This window comes from Pseudomonas sp. NFACC51 (assembly GCF_900103575.1).
GTDB classification, from domain to species: domain Bacteria; phylum Pseudomonadota; class Gammaproteobacteria; order Pseudomonadales; family Pseudomonadaceae; genus Aquipseudomonas; species Aquipseudomonas fluorescens_Q.
The window spans coordinates 1-15,043 of the sequence record NZ_FMXH01000001.1 but is presented as its reverse complement, the minus strand read 5'-3'; the positions used below and the strand labels follow the sequence as shown (position 1 = coordinate 15,043).

Below are 15,043 nucleotides of genomic sequence, written 5' to 3'. Positions count from 1 at the left end.
ACAGCGGGGCATCGAAGCATTGATAGGCTTCGTGCATATGAGTAAGAGCCGAACAATTTGTAGTCACTGCACAGGCCTGGCCCAAACCAGATTCACCCGCAGAAATGTACCCTTCTTCGACGGCGGCGTCTGTGAGGCTTTTCAGATCAGCGCACGAGGGGAACAATTCACGTCGAGATACACCTTGCGACGGCCTGCTGATTCAAGCGCTCGGTCAACGGTGTAAGATGCCCGAAAACGACCACCATCGAGGCTGCCATGTCCGGCATATCCCTGAATCTGCCCGAAGACCTATCAAACTCCCTCGCCGATCTGGCCAAGACCAACGGCCAAAGTGCGAGCTACCTAGCGATGGACGTTCTTCGCGACTACATCGAACACGAAAAAGCTCTGACTACACAGATCGAACTTGCAGTAAAGGAAGCTGACCAAGGCAAATTTGCTACCGATGAGCAAGTCGCAGCAATGCGCGCTCGGCGCTGGAGTCAGAATGCAGGTTGAGTGGCTGGAAAAAGCACTCAAAAACCTGGAGGACGAAGCCAACTATATTGCACTTGAAAACCCCAAGGCTGCTGACGACTTCTCCGAAGCGATCTTTGCCAGCGTAGACAAATTGGCTCAGTTTCCCGCAATGGGTCGAGAAGGACGAGTCAAACAGACGCGGGAATGGGCAGTCCCAAACTGGTCTTACCTGATTCCGTATCGCGTACACGGTGATCGCCTCCAAATCCTCGGCGTATTTCACACTCGACAACGCCCCCGCACCAACTGGTGAATCCGGCGCAATATTGCTCTCCCAACACCTCCTGCCCTTCCCTGATAAACTGTGCCATCCGCCTCGCTGATTCAGATTCCCAATGCCCCTACAAACTGCACCACTCTCCCGCCGCTTCTCCGTCGCCCCGATGATGGATTGGGCATAGCTCTCCCCTAAGACCCAGCCAGACTGGCTGTTTCGTTGAAACTTCCTCGCTTTGTAGCAATTTCTAAGCAACCTGCAATTTACTCGCAGGTCCGCAACGGATCGCGCCGACGCGGAATGCCCTCTTAAAATAGGCAATCACCCGTAAGCCCAGATGAGCTCGCCCGGCCCGGCCGATCCTGGGAATTGCAAACCCATGCTGCTGATGGAGTCGATGACCGCACAGTTGCTCCTTCCAGCAACACCACTGAGGCGCTTATACCCCACGAAAAACTGCGCGAGGCAGACACACCCAATGCAACGCTAATCGCTCAGAATCGCCCGCCCGCGCAGCCTGCTGTCGGGTATACGCACCCTGAATGCATTCTTGAAAGACCGCCAAGGCTGGCCGTTGACGTAGTCCATATCGACGAGCGGGCCGAGTTCGAGAAAGAGTTTCCAATACTTGAAGGCCTGCAGTACTGCAGAAAGCGCGTGACATACATCAGGACATCAGGAGCAAGCACATCTGACACGTTCGCCCGCGAGCATTATGCCTATAAAGCGGGTTTCGCAGCATGGATGCGTCGGGCGTGGAAGCAGGCAACACTGGAATGGCCGAACTCAGCAGAGAAACAACAGGATCAACCCGCAGCCCGGGAGGAAAAATGAACACTGGTTTCATCCTGATGGCTCAGTACAGCGGCCAGGCGATCATCCCACGGGACATGGTTTGCAAGGACCACGTTACGCACCTAACCACCGATATGTTCCAGCACAAGTCATGGCTGGACAGATCAAAATCCCAATCACGCGGATGGAGTCGAGCCAAAAAAGCGCAAAAGTATCCACATTACTGATCTGGCGACTTACCTAGATTTGCAACGGGAAGCCGCGGTGAAAGAATTCAACCAGCTCAACGGATGCCGCCGAACCAGTTAACTCAATGTTGATCATTGGCGCCCAATGTGAGGGCGCCCGCTTCCTACTAAATCGAACCCGATTCGTAATAGGGATTAACAATCAGCGACTATCCGTTTGAAGCCCCGCTTCGTAGCAGACCGTCTGAAGCGTTCTGCCATCCCACCCCAAAACATCTGTGTATCCGAAAGGACATGCCCAAGTTACTGACGTTGCAGAAATAGGAATACTTTGACCTGGTTCAATGGAGTAATTCAAAGGTTCCGCAATAGACTTGCTGTTGGAAGGATTCACCAATGTTGAACAAAGTGGCGAAACCGCATTAGCCGAACGCTGGCCTTGACCAGAACTACATACGAACAAGCTAATAGATTGCGAACACCCATTAATTCGTATTGCTTGCCCATCTCGACCTGGCTGGGCCTTAATACAATGATTCAAATTTGGTACTACACAACCACGAATCGAACCTGATGGCGTGTATCGACAATTCCCTTTTTTTGACTCTGCAGAAACTAAACCCCGACCATATGTCGCCGTAGCACGACCCGAATTGAGAGATTCCATAGATCGATTGGCGACAGCTTCATCACCGGCAACTGCACCACCAATTCCTTCAATAAGCACTCCTCTACCATACTGTGTCCCGCCCATCGATTGCATTGCCTGCCCAGCCCCTTGTAGTATACCGCCTATGATGTTGCCAATCCCGGATGACTCATCATCAGAGCCTGAATCAGGCTCGGTCGTAGCCACAACAGCTCGACTCTCCCCAAAACGACGGACCTCCCCGGTTTTAAGATTCGTTGTGGTTGTCCAATTTGTGATCTCTCCCTCATCGAATGTACCAACCACTTCTGCACTCACATCTGTGCTCTCTATCTTCGCTGTACCGGGGCCTTGAGGCAGCAGATTGAATACCCCACCATTATAAACAAATGACTCGGAACCTCTTTGATACTTAAGAGTACCCATTACCAAAGAACCATGTTCAAACACTCCTTCCCCTTTTATATTCTCACCCCCTTTTACAAGGGTAACTACTCCTTGCCCCTCAGCAATGCCTTTAACACAACGTCCATCCCAAGACACTTTTTCACTTTTCCCCACTGCACTATCCATAATGTAGATTTGACATCCCTTCATACTTACCAACCCAGGAACTTCTTTCCAATACACAAAAAGCTTAGATACCTTCTTAAGTTCAGGATGAGAAGAGGACCAAGCCACAACAGCCTTCACGACTTTATTTCCTTCCGCCTCGGTAACTGGCCCCATCAAATATAACCCTCCCTCGATTACGTAAGCAGCAATACGTTGGGGGCCGGCGATACCAGAATTTTCTACAACAACATCTAACTGCTTTGCCATTGTTAAATCGTAGGATTTATCACTACGGGGCGCTGACTTCAGTTCATTATGAACCCGTAATACGCCGGGAACGGCAGAAACCGCATTCACCACGGTTTTCTCTAACGCGGGAGATTCAATCATTCCAACAAGCAACACCTCATCTCGATGAACACCCACATCGAAACTTGAACGAGCGATCGGAAGACCTCTAAGTACCGCATGCACCTTTCCTTCCAGCGCTTTATCTTTGTTACTTTGCATGTAACTAGAATAAGTCATCGTCGGAAAGACCAACGATGCAAACAACGCGACAAAATGAACACATCTATACATGACCACCCCGCATTAGATAGGCACAAGCCAGTCATAAACTACGAAAAATTCGCACACACTGCACAGTAGTCGGGTTTTTCAAAACCGTCTAGCTAACGCGACATGAAATGCTTAACAGCACACTCAGGACAAGCTTATGAAGCTTTCAAAAAACTTTAGCGCCCCACAGAGCACCTTTCAAAAGGTAATAGGAACAAGCTCATCTGTAACATTTATGAAACATCGAGTACAATAATTAATTAGCTCCAAGACTCACAGTCGCTCGCACAATCACCCTCAACCACTCCCAATTTTGATATGGCTCACGGCTTCCGCGGAGGTGGGTATAACGTCTCAGGGAGTTCCAGTCTCTATGTCCAGAGACGCTGGCAACCCTGGGGATTTCCCAGTCCATCTCAAATAGCCGACTAACGCCATCGTGTCTCAGATCGTGAAAGTGCAGCTCCTCAATCATAAGGAACTTGCAGGCCTTTGCCCAAGCCGTGGAGATTGACGAAGAGTTGTACGGGAAATTTCAGCACGTTCTTTTGGCATGCGTTGCAGTATGTTCCAGGCCTCGTCAGGGACGTAACACCAAACATTATTCCCAATCTTCTGCCCCGGGTTTTTCATGTCCCGTACAAGCACGCGCTGACCTTCCTCGTCGACATCAGCCCAAAGAATGCGACAGATCTCGTCCTGCCGACGCGTTGAGAACAACGCGAAACCAGTCACCTTCAGCATGTTGATTGAGCTGGGACGGCGTTCCAAAATACCAACAAAGTGCTTAAGTAACTTATCCAGTTCATCCTTGATTGGCCGCCGGCCACGCTCACGGCTTTTCATGTTGTAGCCCAGCTTCCTCAACACTTTTCGAGCATCCGTCATTGCATGCTGATCGACCGCATATCCCCATGCAGGTCGAGCAATCGACAGAACAGCCCCAAGATGGGCCAGGTCATTGCCAGCAGTCTGCGGTTGAACGCCACCGCCCTCCTTGCTCATACGCCATAGCGCAAAGTCCACCAACCGCTGACTATTGATGTCGGAGTCAACGGTCTGACCGAAGTCCGACGCAGCAATGGCTTTGAGGGTGGCTTCCTTGGTTTTACCCAAGGGGCGAACTTTCTCCATCTAATTCAGGTACTGTTTGATCATGTCCTGGACAGTAATACGTTTCCAATTCGCTCGCTCAATCGCACCTGGTTGATCGAGGTCTACCTCATGTCGGCGCACCCAAGCCTGCGCCGCCTGTTTTCGAGCGAACGTTTGGCTCTCTTGGTAGACTTGCACTCCATCGCGCTTGATGCGGATCTGAGCCGTACAGCTCACAGTGCCCATCCGCCAGTTTTCTTGCCCTGATAGTCGCCATATCGAAAGTGGTACGTGTCAGTTTTGAAGTGGTACGTCGTATCACCGAGAGTCAAAAAAACGCCCGAAAACGCCCCAAAACACGCTAAAAATATGCAGAGCAAAATGCTACTAAACACCCATTCCAGCCTAGGAAACACAGTCCCTACGCTGTCCCGCCGCTTCAGTGTTGCACCCATGATGGATTGGACCGACGCCCACTGCCGTTTCTTCCTACGCATCCTCTCCAAACACGCCCTGCTCTACACCGAAATGGTCACCACCGGCGCCTTGCTCAACGGCGACCACGAACGCTTCCTGCGCCATCACCCATCCGAACACCCCCTGGCCCTGCAACTGGGCGGCAGCGTCCCGGCCGACCTGGCTGCCTGCGCCCGTATGGCCCAGGAGCACGGTTACGACGAGGTGAACCTTAACGTCGGCTGCCCCAGCGATCGGGTGCAGAACAATATGATCGGCGCGTGCCTGATGGGGCATCCGGATTTGGTGGCTGACTGTGTGAAAGCCATGCGCGATGCGGTATCAATTCCGGTGACGGTCAAGCATCGCATCGGGATCAATGGGCGGGACAGTTACGAGCAGTTGTGTGAGTTTGTCGGGACGGTGCGCGAGGCCGGGTGCACGAGTTTCACCGTGCATGCGCGGATTGCGATTCTGGAGGGGCTGTCGCCGAAGGAGAATCGCGACATCCCGCCGCTGCGTTATGACGTGGCCGCGCGGTTGAAGGCGGATTTTCCGGAGTTGGAGATTGTGCTCAATGGTGGGATCAAGACGCTGGAGGCCTGCCACGAGCATTTGCAGACGTTTGACGGTGTGATGCTGGGGCGCGAGGCGTATCACAACCCGTACCTACTGGCAGAGGTGGATCAACAGCTGTTCGGCAGCACCGCGCCGATCATCAGCCGGGCCGAGGCGCTGGCGCAGTTGCGGCCTTATATCGCCGATCATTTGGCCGCCGGTGGCGCAATGCATCACATCACCCGTCATGTGCTCGGGCTGGGTACCGGTTTTCCAGGGGCGCGGCGGTTTCGGCAGTTGTTGTCGGTGGACATCCACAAGACCAAGGATCCGCTGGCGTTGCTCGACCAGGCGCGGCAACTGCTGGAAGGGCGTTAACCGTCACTTGCTTTGAACCTGCGCGCTGTTTTGGCATCGTATCTACCGATACCGCCCCGGCCTTTCAAACAGCCGTTTTCAGGTTGTTGCCGCTGGGGCCCGTCGATACCCCTTCACGCCCTTGAGTGGCTGCCAGCCCTCGGGTAATGTCAACGGACCCATAGGACAGAGCACGCTCATGACTTCCAAGCTGGAACAACTCAAACAGTTCACCACCGTCGTGGCCGATACCGGCGACTTCGAGGCCATCGCCCGCGTCAAGCCCGTGGACGCTACCACCAACCCTTCCCTGCTGCTCAAGGCGTCGGCCATTCAAGGCTACGCCGAGCAACTGAACGCCTGCGTGGCGGACTGCAAGGGCGATGTGGGCCTGGCCAGCGACCGTTTTGCCGTGGCGGTTGGGCAAGAAATCCTGAAAGTGATCCCGGGGCGTATTTCCACTGAAGTGGACGCGCGCCTGTCGTTCGACACCGAGGCCATGTTGAAGCGTGCGCATCGCCTGATCGATCTGTACGAAAAGGCCGGTATTGGCCGCGAGCGCGTGCTGATCAAGATCGCTTCCACCTGGGAAGGTATTCGCGCCGCCGAGCAGCTGGAGCGTGAAGGCATCCAGTGCAACCTGACCCTGTTGTTCTCCTTCGCCCAGGCCGCCGCCTGCGCCGATGCCGGGGTGTTCCTGATTTCGCCGTTCGTGGGCCGTATCTACGACTGGTACAAGAAAGCCAATGGCAACGACTACACCGGCGCTGATGATCCAGGCGTGCAGTCGGTGACGCGCATCTACAACTACTACAAGGCCAATGACTACAAGACCGTGGTCATGGGCGCGAGCTTCCGCAACCTCAACCAGATCGAGCAACTGGCCGGCTGCGACCGGCTGACCGTCAGCCCGGACCTGCTGGAAAAACTCGCCGCCGACGAAGGCAAGCTGGAGCGCAAGCTGGCGCCAGGGCAAGCCGGGGAAGCGCGCTTGATCCTCAATGAAGCGCAGTTCCGCTGGTTGTCCAACGAGGACGCCATGGCGACCGAGAAACTGGCAGAAGGTATTCGTCAGTTTGCCCGGGACCAGGAGAAGCTGGAGGCGTTGCTGCAAGCCAAGCTTTGAGCTGATTCACAAAGGCATGCAAAAAGGGCGAACCTTGGTGGGTTCGCCCTTTTTTATGTGGCTTGGCCTGAGGGGAATGGCGGATCGTTAAACGCTATCGCGAGCAAGCCAGGTGACTGCACTCCAATGTGGGAGCGAGCTTGCTCCGGGCGGCGTTCCAACGATGAGGCCGGTCAGCCTAAGCAAAACCCAGGGGTCAAGGCCCTTCCAGCGCATTCACCAGGTCATGGAAGGCTTCACGATTGGAATCGTTGAGCCCCATCAGGATCTTGTGGGCTTCGAGCACCTTGATCCGCACTTCTTCTTCGGACTGGTCCTGGTCAGGCAGGTCGTCCAGGCATTCCGGGCACGGCACAGGGTCGCCCACGATGTTGAACACCTGGTCGAAGCCCATCGATTGCAGTAGACGGGTAATGTCGTTGTGGGTGGTGACGACAGTCGGCAGCAGGCCGACCTTCTGCCGCGACAGGATCGACAGTTTGGCCAGCAGGCCCAATGTGGTGCTGTCGATGCTGCGGGTTTCGGTCAGGTCGATCACGATGGCGTTGAAATTCAACGAAGTGAAGATCCGCTCAATAGTCGCATCCAGCGCCGAACACAGAGTCAGGCGCACTTCACCGACAAACTTCAGGACAAAGGTGCCGTCCTGCTCGGCGAACTGGATTCTACCGGTACTCATCAAAGGTTCCTGCTCAACACTAACAGGGCGATATCATCCGGCATCTCCCCGAGCGTGGCTAATCCAAACACTTGACGCAAGCCTTCCAGGCTGCCGCCCGCCGCACTCACCCGTTCAGGCAAGGCCGCTTCTTTCTCTTTGAGTGTAGGTTCTGTCAAAAGGTCCAAAATGCCATCAGACATCAGCGTCAGGCTGAATGTCGGCGGCAATTCCAGTACGTGGTCTTCGTAGGTGGCCTCGTTGAACAGGCCCACCGGCAAACCACGCCCTTCCAGGTAACGCACACTGTCTGGTGTATACAACACAGGCAAAGGCAGGTGGCCGCCGATGCTATAGGTCAACAAACCAGTCTCCTCGTCGATGACTCCACCGACCATTGTGACGTGTTTGCCCAGCTTACAACTGATCAGGCCTCGGTTGATATGCCCAAGGACCTCAGAAGGCTTGAATTCTGGCAGAGTGCCATTACGCTTGGACTCAAACAACAGGCGCGTGGTCATGAACTTCAACAGCACCGTGACGAATGCCGAAGAAGCACCATGGCCGGAAACGTCCGCCAGATAGAACGCTACACGCCGCTCGTCGACCCGAAAATAGTCCACGAAATCACCCGACAGGTACAACGACGGGATGATCTGGTGGGCAAAACGGAAATCGTCGACGGTCCAGGGGCTGACCGGCAGCATGTTCATCTGCACCTGGCGCCCAGCGTTCTGGTCTTCCTGCAACAGGTTCAGGCTGGCTTCCAGCTCACGGTTGGCGGTTTCCAGCTTCTCGCGGTAGCGCTGGTTTTCCACCAACAGGCGCGAGCGGTCCAAGGCCCGGCGCACCGAGTGCTCGAGCACCGCAAGGTCTTCAAGGGGCTTGATCAGGTAATCCGCCGCGCCCAGGCGCAACGCCTCGACCGCGTCGTTCATCACGCCTGCGCCCGAAACCACGATCACCGGGGTCTGCGAGGAAATCTCGGTGACCTGGCGAATGAGTTCGAGTCCGCCCATCTGCGGCATGCGCAGGTCGCAGATGACCAGGTCGGGCTTGTCTTGCTCGAATACCTGAAGACCCTGTTGGCCATTGCTGGCCTGCAGGACGCTGAAACCACTGTCTTCCAAGTAGGCTGCGAGACTGGCTCGCACCACTTCGTCATCATCGATTATCAGCAGCGTGGCACTGGTTTTTGGCATGTGGGCAAACGGCGCCAGAATTAGGTTGGCGTAGCGGGCTGGGCCGTCTGGCCTTGCACGCACTACTGGATTCGCTTTCTAGCCTCTCTGTCGTACCGGTTTCAGGCCATTGCCCTACACACAACTACACCAGAGGTGCCCTTCTAAGGCGCAGACGGTACTCCCATCCGCGGGGCGTTTCAAGCTCAGGCAGATAGCCGCTTGCCGTCTTTATTTGTCAAAGTACAGAGAGTTATAAGAACCGAGCGAAGCGTAACTCAATGGAAGGATCAAACCCGCTCAAACACGACGCCAAAGCACAGAGGCGGCCTTTTTGGCCGCCTTCGTGGTTTTACAGGTCGGAATTAAAAATCGTCTTCGACCTGGCCATCCTTGACCTTGAATTCGCGGTTTTGCAAGTAGGCGTTGCGGATGAAGACATACTTGTCGCCGCTCACCATCTTCTCGGCCGACAACAGGCTGGCGCGGGTGTCGACGACGTTCAGGCCTCGAATAGAGTTACGCACTGAGACGTTATCGATATAACGATACGGGGCGGTGTAGTCATCGACCAGCTTGGCCGGCGCGTCACGCAGGGTACTTGGCCCCAGCAGCGGCAGCATTACATATGGCCCGCTGCCCAGGCCCCAGTAGCCCAAGGTCTGGCCAAAATCTTCATCGCTGCGCTGCAGGCCCATCTGGGTGCCCACATCAAAGAAACCCAGCAGGCCGAAGGTGGTGTTGAAGATCAACCGGGCGGTGTCGACCCCGGCAGCGGCCGGCTTGGCCTGCAGCACGTTGTTGGCCAGGTTGCCCACGTCACCGATGTTGCGGAACATGTTGTGGACGCCGTCTTCGAGGAACTGCGGCGTCACATATTGATAACCCTGGGCCAGTGGCTTGAGCGCGTAGGTATCAATGGTGTCGTTGAAGGTAAAGATCGGACGGTTGATGCTTTCCCAAGGATCTTCTTCCGTGGCGGCCTGGGCAGCGAACGGAACCAGCATGACGCTGGCAGACAAACACAGCTGAGCTAGACGATGGCTCCAGCGCATAGGGGAAAACTCCTTGGATTAATCAGGCAAGGGCGCCGAGCCCAGGCGGTAAGGTGGCTAGTATAAGGCGGAAAAGTCCTACTGGCAGCATTCAAAAAAAGAAGCTGATTCTAGGACCCTTCTGTCATCTGCTGCCTTCATTTCGCTGTCACGGGACTGTCATGGAGGGCCGTTAGGCTGCTGGTTATTTCAAGGATGTTCCCATGGCCCGCGCCGAAGCCCTGCCCCTCCCCGTCCCCAGCCTGACCGCCGTACTGTTTGGCCTGAGTGGATGCCTGGTGGATTTCGGGGCGCGCATTCGCCAGCCTGGGGCAGCACCGGTCGAGCATGCACAGCCGACGCCTGGCGCACTTGAGAGTTTGCATCACCTGCAGGACCAGGGAATTCCTTGCGCCTGGCTCGATGAACTGCCACCGGCCACCAGTCATGCCCTGGCGGCTTCATTGCCGACGTGGATCAAACCGCCGCAACTTCCAGCAACAATTAATCCTTGGCCGGCGCCTCATGCCTGTTGGCAAGCCTTGATGGCGCTGAACGTCCAGCAACTGGACGGTTGCGTGTTGGTCAGTGGCGAACCCCGGTTGTTGCAGTCAGGGCTCAACGCCGGTTTATGGACCATCGGATTGGCGTCCTGCGGTTCGCTATGCGGCCTGGCACCCATCGAATGGCAGGCACTGAGCCAACAGCAACGGGAAACCAAGCGCGCCAAGGCCACCGTACAATTATTTGGCCTGGGCGTGCATTCGGTGATCGATCACTTGGGTGAACTCGACACGTGCCTGGCCGACATCAGCCTGCGCCGACTCAAAGGCGAGAAGCCATGACCGGGATCATGCAGGCAGCGCGACGGTAGATTACTCTTAAGGCAGGCCATGGACTTTTGACCCAGCGTCGCGGTCCATGGCAGTGCCTATCAATAAAGGGAGTACGCCAATGCCTGCCCGCGAATTGCAAGAACAGCTCAACAAACTGCGCGAGCAATTGGAACAGAATCCACCACTTTCCGAAGTCGAGCGCGATGACCTGCACGCGCTGATGCAAAAGATCGAACTTGAGCTTGAGTTGGAAACCAAAGCGCCGGACAACAACCTCGCCGACAATGTAAACCTGGCTGTCGAGCGCTTCGAGGTGGAACACCCCACCCTTGCCGGGACCTTGCGCAACATTGTGCAAGCTTTGGGCAATATGGGGATCTGAACCCTTTAAATGCAAAAAGCCCTGCTATCGAGAGCGGGGCTTTTTAATGCAGTCCATTGTGGGAGCGAGCAAGCTCCCACATTTATAGCTTCATTGGCGGACCAGGCGGTGGTTCGGCAGTTGAACGTCTTCAGTACTGCGATACGGGTTGATATCCAGCCCGCCCCGACGCACATACCGCGCGTACACCGTCAATTTCTCCGGCTTGAGCAAGCGCTGCAGGTCGAGAAAGATCCGTTCCACGCACTGCTCATGGAAATCCGAATGCTGGCGGAAGCTGACGATGTAGGCCAGCAGGCTGGCGGGATCCAGGGCCGCACCGCGATATTCCACCGCCACGCTGCCCCAGTCTGGCTGACTGGTCACCGGGCAGTTGGACTTGAGCAGATGGCTGTGCAGGCTTTGCTCGACGATGCGCGAGGCATCGCAACGCAGCAGTTCCGGGCGCGGGTGCGCGTAGGAGTCGACGCTGATGTCCAAATCGTCGATGCACGTACCGGGCAATGCCACGATACCTTCACGCTCCACATCCTTGAGGCTGCGGATCCGCACACCCACTGCTTTACCGGCAGCCGCCGACAGGTCCTGGCGCAGGGTCGCTTCCAGGCTCGCGGTATCGGCAAACGGGGTCTGGTTCAAGGAGTTGAGGTACAACTTGAAGGATTTGGACTCGATGATATTCGGCGAATCCGCAGGGATCGCGAATTCACCGATGGCCACCACCGGCTTGCCGGACGGCAGCAGCCACGACAGCTCGAAGCAGTTCCAGAAATCCACGCCCTTGTACGGCAAGGTCTCGGCCGTCAGGCCCAATTCCGCCCATTTCGCCGTGCGCGGGATCGGAAACAGCAGTGACGGCGTGTACGTGGCGATGTATTCGCTGGATTTGCCCAGCGGCGAATGTTCGGCTGCGGGATGCATGACGGAAACCTGACTGAAGAATCAGCCGATTCTATCAGCCTTTGCCACAGCCTTTGAGTGCTTACTGACTGACTGTCAGGTCGCCCTTCATCCCCGCCTGGTAATGACCGGGGACATTGCAGGCAAATTCCAGCCGGGTAGCCTTATCGAAAGCCCAGGTCAGCTCGGCGGACTTACCCGGCTCAACCAGCACGCTGTTAGCGTCGTCGTGGCGCATCATGCCGTCTTTACCACCGTGCTTCATCGAGGCCGGATTCATCGAGGCATGGTCCATTCCCGGCTTCATCCCGGTCGGCGTCAACATGCCGCTCTGTTGCATCTTGAGCATTTCCTGCTGGTGCTGGGCATGCATCGCGGCGTTACCGAGGTTGAATTCGTGCAACAACCGGCCTTTATTGATGAGTACAAACCGCACCGTCTCGCCTGCCTTGATATCCAGCGTGCCAGGATTGAACGACATGTCGCCCATCACCACCTCGATGGTGCGACTAGCCTTGGCCGCCGGTGCGGGCTGGCCGAAATCAAAGTGCGCACCAGGAGACGCCCACAACGAGGTACTCAATACCCACGCAGAGGCGGCCAGGATCAGACGGTTTACCATCAACATATTCATACTCCGACAAGGTAAGGTTCAACTTGTCCAAGACTCTAGATCGGTGCGGCTGCCAATTGACTGACAGTTGCATTACAACTCTGTCAGGTTGTGCCACGGCGCTGGCCGCTGCGGTATAACGCCCACGTTAAAACCATGCCCTGAGTTGCCCATGAAACTGCTGATCGTCGAAGACCAAACCAAAACCGGCCAATACCTGCGCCAAGGCCTGGGTGAAGCCGGGTTCAACGCCGACCTGGTGGCCGATGGCATCACCGGCCAGCAACTGGCCTTGAGCGGTGAATACGCCCTGCTGATCCTCGACGTGATGTTGCCCGGCCGCGATGGCTGGCAGATCCTGCAAGCCGTCCGTGGCGCCGGGCTGGATACACCGGTGCTGTTTCTCACCGCGCGGGATGCGATACAGGATCGCGTACACGGCCTGGAGCTGGGCGCCGATGATTACCTGGTCAAGCCCTTTGCCTTTTCCGAGTTGCTGGCACGGGTGCGCAGCCTGTTGCGTCGAGGCAGTTCGACGCAACAGGAAACCAGCCTGCAACTGGCCGACTTGCGCCTGGACCTGATTCGCCGTCGCGTCGAACGCAGCGGCCGACGCATCGACCTCACCGCCAAGGAATTCGCCTTGTTGGAGATGCTCCTGCGTCGCCAGGGCGAAGTGCTGCCCAAATCGCTGATCGCGTCCCAGGTCTGGGACATGAATTTCGACAGCGACACCAACGTCATCGAAGTCGCGATACGACGCCTGCGAATCAAGATTGACGATGACTTCCCCAGCAAACTCATCCATACCGTGCGGGGCATGGGCTATGTGCTTGAAGAGCGCAGCCTGTGAGGGGCCGGTGGTCGCTGAGCAGTCGCCTGGCCCTGCTGTTCGCCGCCTGCACCGCCGTGGTGTCGTTGTTTGCCGGGGTGTTGTTCAGCCGCGGCAGCGAGGCGCACTTCATCGAGCTGGACCAGCAACTGCTCGAAGGCAAGCTGATCGGTCTGCGCCGGGCCCTGCAAGACCTTGACGCCGAGCAGACCCAGCGCCGCCTGGAAGATGAATTGAGCCGTCAGGCCGACCTGGCGCTGCGCATCAAGGGCAGCGACGGTGTGCGCTGGTACGACAGTTCGATCCGGATTCCGGCCCAGTTGCCGGAGCAACCCGGCCTGTCGACCCTCAGCGATGCCGACAACGATTACCGAGTGTTGAACGCGCCCTTGCACCCCAATCGAGCCGATTCGCCGCAACTGACCCTGTTGCTGGACATCACCCACCACCAGCACTTCCTGCAACGCATGCAGCGCCTGATCTGGCTGACCGTCGGCCTCTCGGCCCTGGCCACCGCCCTGCTCGGCGCCTGGGCCGCCCGGCGGGCCTTGCGCCCCTTGCGACGCATGGGCGCCATTGCCGGCAGTGTCTCGGCCCGCTCACTCAACGCCCGGCTGCCCGAAGAGCAAATGCCCGCCGAACTGGCGGAATTGGCCCACAGCATCAACGCCATGCTCGGACGCCTCGACGATGCGTTTCAGCGGCTCTCAGCGTTCTCTGCCGACATCGCCCATGAATTACGCACGCCGCTGTCGAACCTGCTGACCCACACCCAGGTCACCCTCACCCGCGAACGCCCCCTGGAGGATTACCGCGAGGCGTTGCACAGCAATCTCGAAGAACTGCAATGGATGGCGCAACTGGTCAACGACATGCTGTACCTGGCCAAGGCCGACCACGGCTTGCTGGCGCTCAATCGCGAACCGCTGCAATTGGCCGAGGAAGTGGACGTGCTGCTGGACTTCTTCGCGCCGCTGGCCGAAGACACCAACGTCCGCCTGAGCCGCGAGGGCGATGGCCGCATAGAGGGTGACCGCAACATGTTGCGCCGGGCGCTCTCCAACCTGCTGGACAACGCCCTGCGCTTCACCCCCGCTGACGGCGAAGTGCGGGTGCAGATTGTCGATGCGACTCAAGGGATGAGCGTCAGTGTGGAGAACAGTGGCGAAGGAATTGCAGCGGACTTGCTGCCGCGCCTGTTCGACCGCTTCTACCGCGCCGACCCGGCTCGCCAGGAGGGCAGCAGCGAACACGCGGGGCTCGGACTGGCCATCACCCGCTCAATTATCCGCGCCCATGGCGGGCAGATCCGCTGTGAATCGACCGATGGCTGGACGCGGTTCCTGATTGAGCTACCGAAGGCCAGCCAGCCCTGACACAAAACCCTGTGGCGAGGGAGCTTGCTCCCGCGGGAGTGCGAAGCGCTCCCAAAAATCTGAAAGCCCGCACATCATTTTGCATAAGCCGCCGCTTTGGGGCTGCTGCGCAGCCCAGCGGGAGCAAGCTCCCTCGCCACAAAAGCATCCCG

The 15,043-nt window shown here is 57.0% G+C and carries 15 protein-coding genes and 2 pseudogenes; 10 read left to right on the top strand and 7 right to left on the bottom strand.

Going from position 1 to position 15,043, the window contains the following annotated elements; translation table 11 throughout:
• The first annotated feature begins 258 nt into the window (after nt 1-258).
• From BLT00_RS00080 to BLT00_RS00065, 4 genes and pseudogenes are all read left to right on the top strand, one after another.
• A complete protein-coding gene (locus BLT00_RS00080; protein WP_092145358.1) occupies nt 259-501 on the top strand; it encodes a CopG family ribbon-helix-helix protein in 243 nt (80 codons plus the stop codon).
• Nucleotides 491-775 carry a type II toxin-antitoxin system RelE/ParE family toxin gene (locus BLT00_RS00075; RefSeq protein WP_092145355.1) on the top strand — a complete coding sequence of 95 codons (285 nt, stop codon included), beginning with the start codon at nt 491-493 and terminating at the stop codon, nt 773-775. The genes BLT00_RS00080 and BLT00_RS00075 overlap by 11 nt, the downstream gene beginning before the upstream one ends.
• A gap of 333 nt (nt 776-1,108) precedes the next feature.
• Nucleotides 1,109-1,573, top strand: a complete 465-nt coding sequence (locus BLT00_RS00070) for a hypothetical protein (protein WP_092145352.1) — start codon at nt 1,109-1,111, stop codon at nt 1,571-1,573.
• A pseudogene (locus BLT00_RS00065) lies at nt 1,570-1,843 on the top strand (pyocin activator PrtN family protein). The gene BLT00_RS00070 and the pseudogene BLT00_RS00065 overlap by 4 nt, the downstream one beginning before the upstream one ends.
• Nucleotides 1,844-1,924: 81 nt before the next feature.
• Here the strand turns inward: BLT00_RS00065 and BLT00_RS30620 are convergent.
• Nucleotides 1,925-3,454 carry a BON domain-containing protein gene (locus BLT00_RS30620; protein WP_158265813.1) on the bottom strand — a complete coding sequence of 510 codons (1,530 nt, stop codon included), beginning with the start codon at nt 3,452-3,454 and terminating at the stop codon, nt 1,925-1,927.
• Between the two features lie 289 nt (nt 3,455-3,743).
• Nucleotides 3,744-4,859: pseudogene (locus BLT00_RS00060) on the bottom strand (tyrosine-type recombinase/integrase).
• A 104-nt stretch (nt 4,860-4,963) separates the two neighbouring features.
• Here BLT00_RS00060 and dusA point away from each other — a divergent pair.
• Together dusA and tal are read left to right on the top strand one after the other, a co-directional pair.
• The gene (gene dusA / locus BLT00_RS00055; RefSeq protein ID WP_092145703.1) at nt 4,964-5,974 is read left to right on the top strand and encodes a tRNA dihydrouridine(20/20a) synthase DusA; all 1,011 of its coding nucleotides are present in this window, start codon (nt 4,964-4,966) and stop codon (nt 5,972-5,974) included.
• A 178-nt stretch (nt 5,975-6,152) separates the two neighbouring features.
• Complete coding sequence (gene tal, locus BLT00_RS00050; RefSeq protein WP_003199698.1) at nt 6,153-7,079, top strand: transaldolase; 927 nt, start codon at nt 6,153-6,155, stop codon at nt 7,077-7,079.
• 196 nt (nt 7,080-7,275) lie between these two features.
• On the opposite strand, the gene rssC is transcribed toward tal, so the two are convergent.
• The 3 genes from rssC to BLT00_RS00035 all read right to left on the bottom strand — a co-directional run bounded on the left by rssC (nt 7,276) and on the right by BLT00_RS00035 (nt 9,925).
• Nucleotides 7,276-7,758, bottom strand: coding sequence for an anti-sigma factor antagonist RssC (gene rssC, locus BLT00_RS00045; protein WP_028237685.1), 483 nt, complete (start codon nt 7,756-7,758; stop codon nt 7,276-7,278).
• Nucleotides 7,758-8,939, bottom strand: a complete 1,182-nt coding sequence (gene rssB / locus BLT00_RS00040; RefSeq protein WP_053120765.1) for a two-component system response regulator RssB — start codon at nt 8,937-8,939, stop codon at nt 7,758-7,760. Before rssB ends, rssC begins: the two co-directional genes overlap by 1 nt.
• A 344-nt stretch (nt 8,940-9,283) precedes the next feature.
• Nucleotides 9,284-9,925: an MlaA family lipoprotein gene (locus tag BLT00_RS00035; protein WP_371856949.1), complete on the bottom strand. Its 642-nt coding sequence runs from the start codon at nt 9,923-9,925 to the stop codon at nt 9,284-9,286.
• A 251-nt stretch (nt 9,926-10,176) separates the two neighbouring features.
• Here BLT00_RS00035 and BLT00_RS00030 point away from each other — a divergent pair, with 251 nt between their 5' ends.
• On the top strand, nt 10,177-10,797 hold the full coding sequence (locus tag BLT00_RS00030; protein WP_063322164.1) for an HAD superfamily inactivated hydrolase PcrP: 621 nt from the start codon (nt 10,177-10,179) through the stop codon (nt 10,795-10,797).
• A gap of 109 nt (nt 10,798-10,906) precedes the next feature.
• The gene (locus BLT00_RS00025; protein ID WP_018609983.1) at nt 10,907-11,170 is read left to right on the top strand and encodes a DUF4404 family protein; all 264 of its coding nucleotides are present in this window, start codon (nt 10,907-10,909) and stop codon (nt 11,168-11,170) included.
• A 90-nt stretch (nt 11,171-11,260) separates the two neighbouring features.
• On the opposite strand, the gene queF is transcribed toward BLT00_RS00025, so the two are convergent.
• Together queF and BLT00_RS00015 are read right to left on the bottom strand one after the other, a co-directional pair.
• Nucleotides 11,261-12,091: an NADPH-dependent 7-cyano-7-deazaguanine reductase QueF gene (queF, locus tag BLT00_RS00020; protein ID WP_013692631.1), complete on the bottom strand. Its 831-nt coding sequence runs from the start codon at nt 12,089-12,091 to the stop codon at nt 11,261-11,263.
• A gap of 61 nt (nt 12,092-12,152) precedes the next feature.
• The gene (locus tag BLT00_RS00015) at nt 12,153-12,698 is read right to left on the bottom strand and encodes a copper-resistant cuproprotein CopI (protein WP_092145348.1); all 546 of its coding nucleotides are present in this window, start codon (nt 12,696-12,698) and stop codon (nt 12,153-12,155) included.
• A 157-nt stretch (nt 12,699-12,855) separates the two neighbouring features.
• Between BLT00_RS00015 and BLT00_RS00010 the strand changes: the two genes are divergently transcribed.
• Nucleotides 12,856-13,536 carry a heavy metal response regulator transcription factor gene (locus tag BLT00_RS00010; protein WP_063322168.1) on the top strand — a complete coding sequence of 227 codons (681 nt, stop codon included), beginning with the start codon at nt 12,856-12,858 and terminating at the stop codon, nt 13,534-13,536.
• Entirely contained in the window at nt 13,533-14,891 is a 1,359-nt protein-coding gene (locus tag BLT00_RS00005) for a heavy metal sensor histidine kinase (RefSeq protein WP_092145346.1), read from the top strand. Before BLT00_RS00010 ends, BLT00_RS00005 begins: the two co-directional genes overlap by 4 nt.
• The last annotated feature ends 152 nt before the right edge of the window (nt 14,892-15,043 follow it).

What these genes read in the sequence shown, in the direction of transcription:
- BLT00_RS00080 (WP_092145358.1), top strand. Translation starts at nt 259, where the DNA reads ATGTCCGGCATATCCCTGAATCTGCCCGAAGACCTATCAAACTCCCTC.
- BLT00_RS00075 (WP_092145355.1), top strand. Translation starts at nt 491, where the DNA reads ATGCAGGTTGAGTGGCTGGAAAAAGCACTCAAAAACCTGGAGGACGAA.
- BLT00_RS30620 (WP_158265813.1), bottom strand. Translation starts at nt 3,454, where the DNA reads ATGACTTATTCTAGTTACATGCAAAGTAACAAAGATAAAGCGCTGGAA.
- dusA (WP_092145703.1), top strand. Translation starts at nt 4,964, where the DNA reads ATGCTACTAAACACCCATTCCAGCCTAGGAAACACAGTCCCTACGCTG.
- tal (WP_003199698.1), top strand. Translation starts at nt 6,153, where the DNA reads ATGACTTCCAAGCTGGAACAACTCAAACAGTTCACCACCGTCGTGGCC.
- rssC (WP_028237685.1), bottom strand. Translation starts at nt 7,758, where the DNA reads ATGAGTACCGGTAGAATCCAGTTCGCCGAGCAGGACGGCACCTTTGTC.
- rssB (WP_053120765.1), bottom strand. Translation starts at nt 8,939, where the DNA reads ATGCCAAAAACCAGTGCCACGCTGCTGATAATCGATGATGACGAAGTG.
- BLT00_RS00035 (WP_371856949.1), bottom strand. Translation starts at nt 9,925, where the DNA reads ATGCTGGTTCCGTTCGCTGCCCAGGCCGCCACGGAAGAAGATCCTTGG.
- BLT00_RS00030 (WP_063322164.1), top strand. Translation starts at nt 10,177, where the DNA reads ATGGCCCGCGCCGAAGCCCTGCCCCTCCCCGTCCCCAGCCTGACCGCC.
- BLT00_RS00025 (WP_018609983.1), top strand. Translation starts at nt 10,907, where the DNA reads ATGCCTGCCCGCGAATTGCAAGAACAGCTCAACAAACTGCGCGAGCAA.
- queF (WP_013692631.1), bottom strand. Translation starts at nt 12,091, where the DNA reads ATGCATCCCGCAGCCGAACATTCGCCGCTGGGCAAATCCAGCGAATAC.
- BLT00_RS00015 (WP_092145348.1), bottom strand. Translation starts at nt 12,698, where the DNA reads ATGTTGATGGTAAACCGTCTGATCCTGGCCGCCTCTGCGTGGGTATTG.
- BLT00_RS00010 (WP_063322168.1), top strand. Translation starts at nt 12,856, where the DNA reads ATGAAACTGCTGATCGTCGAAGACCAAACCAAAACCGGCCAATACCTG.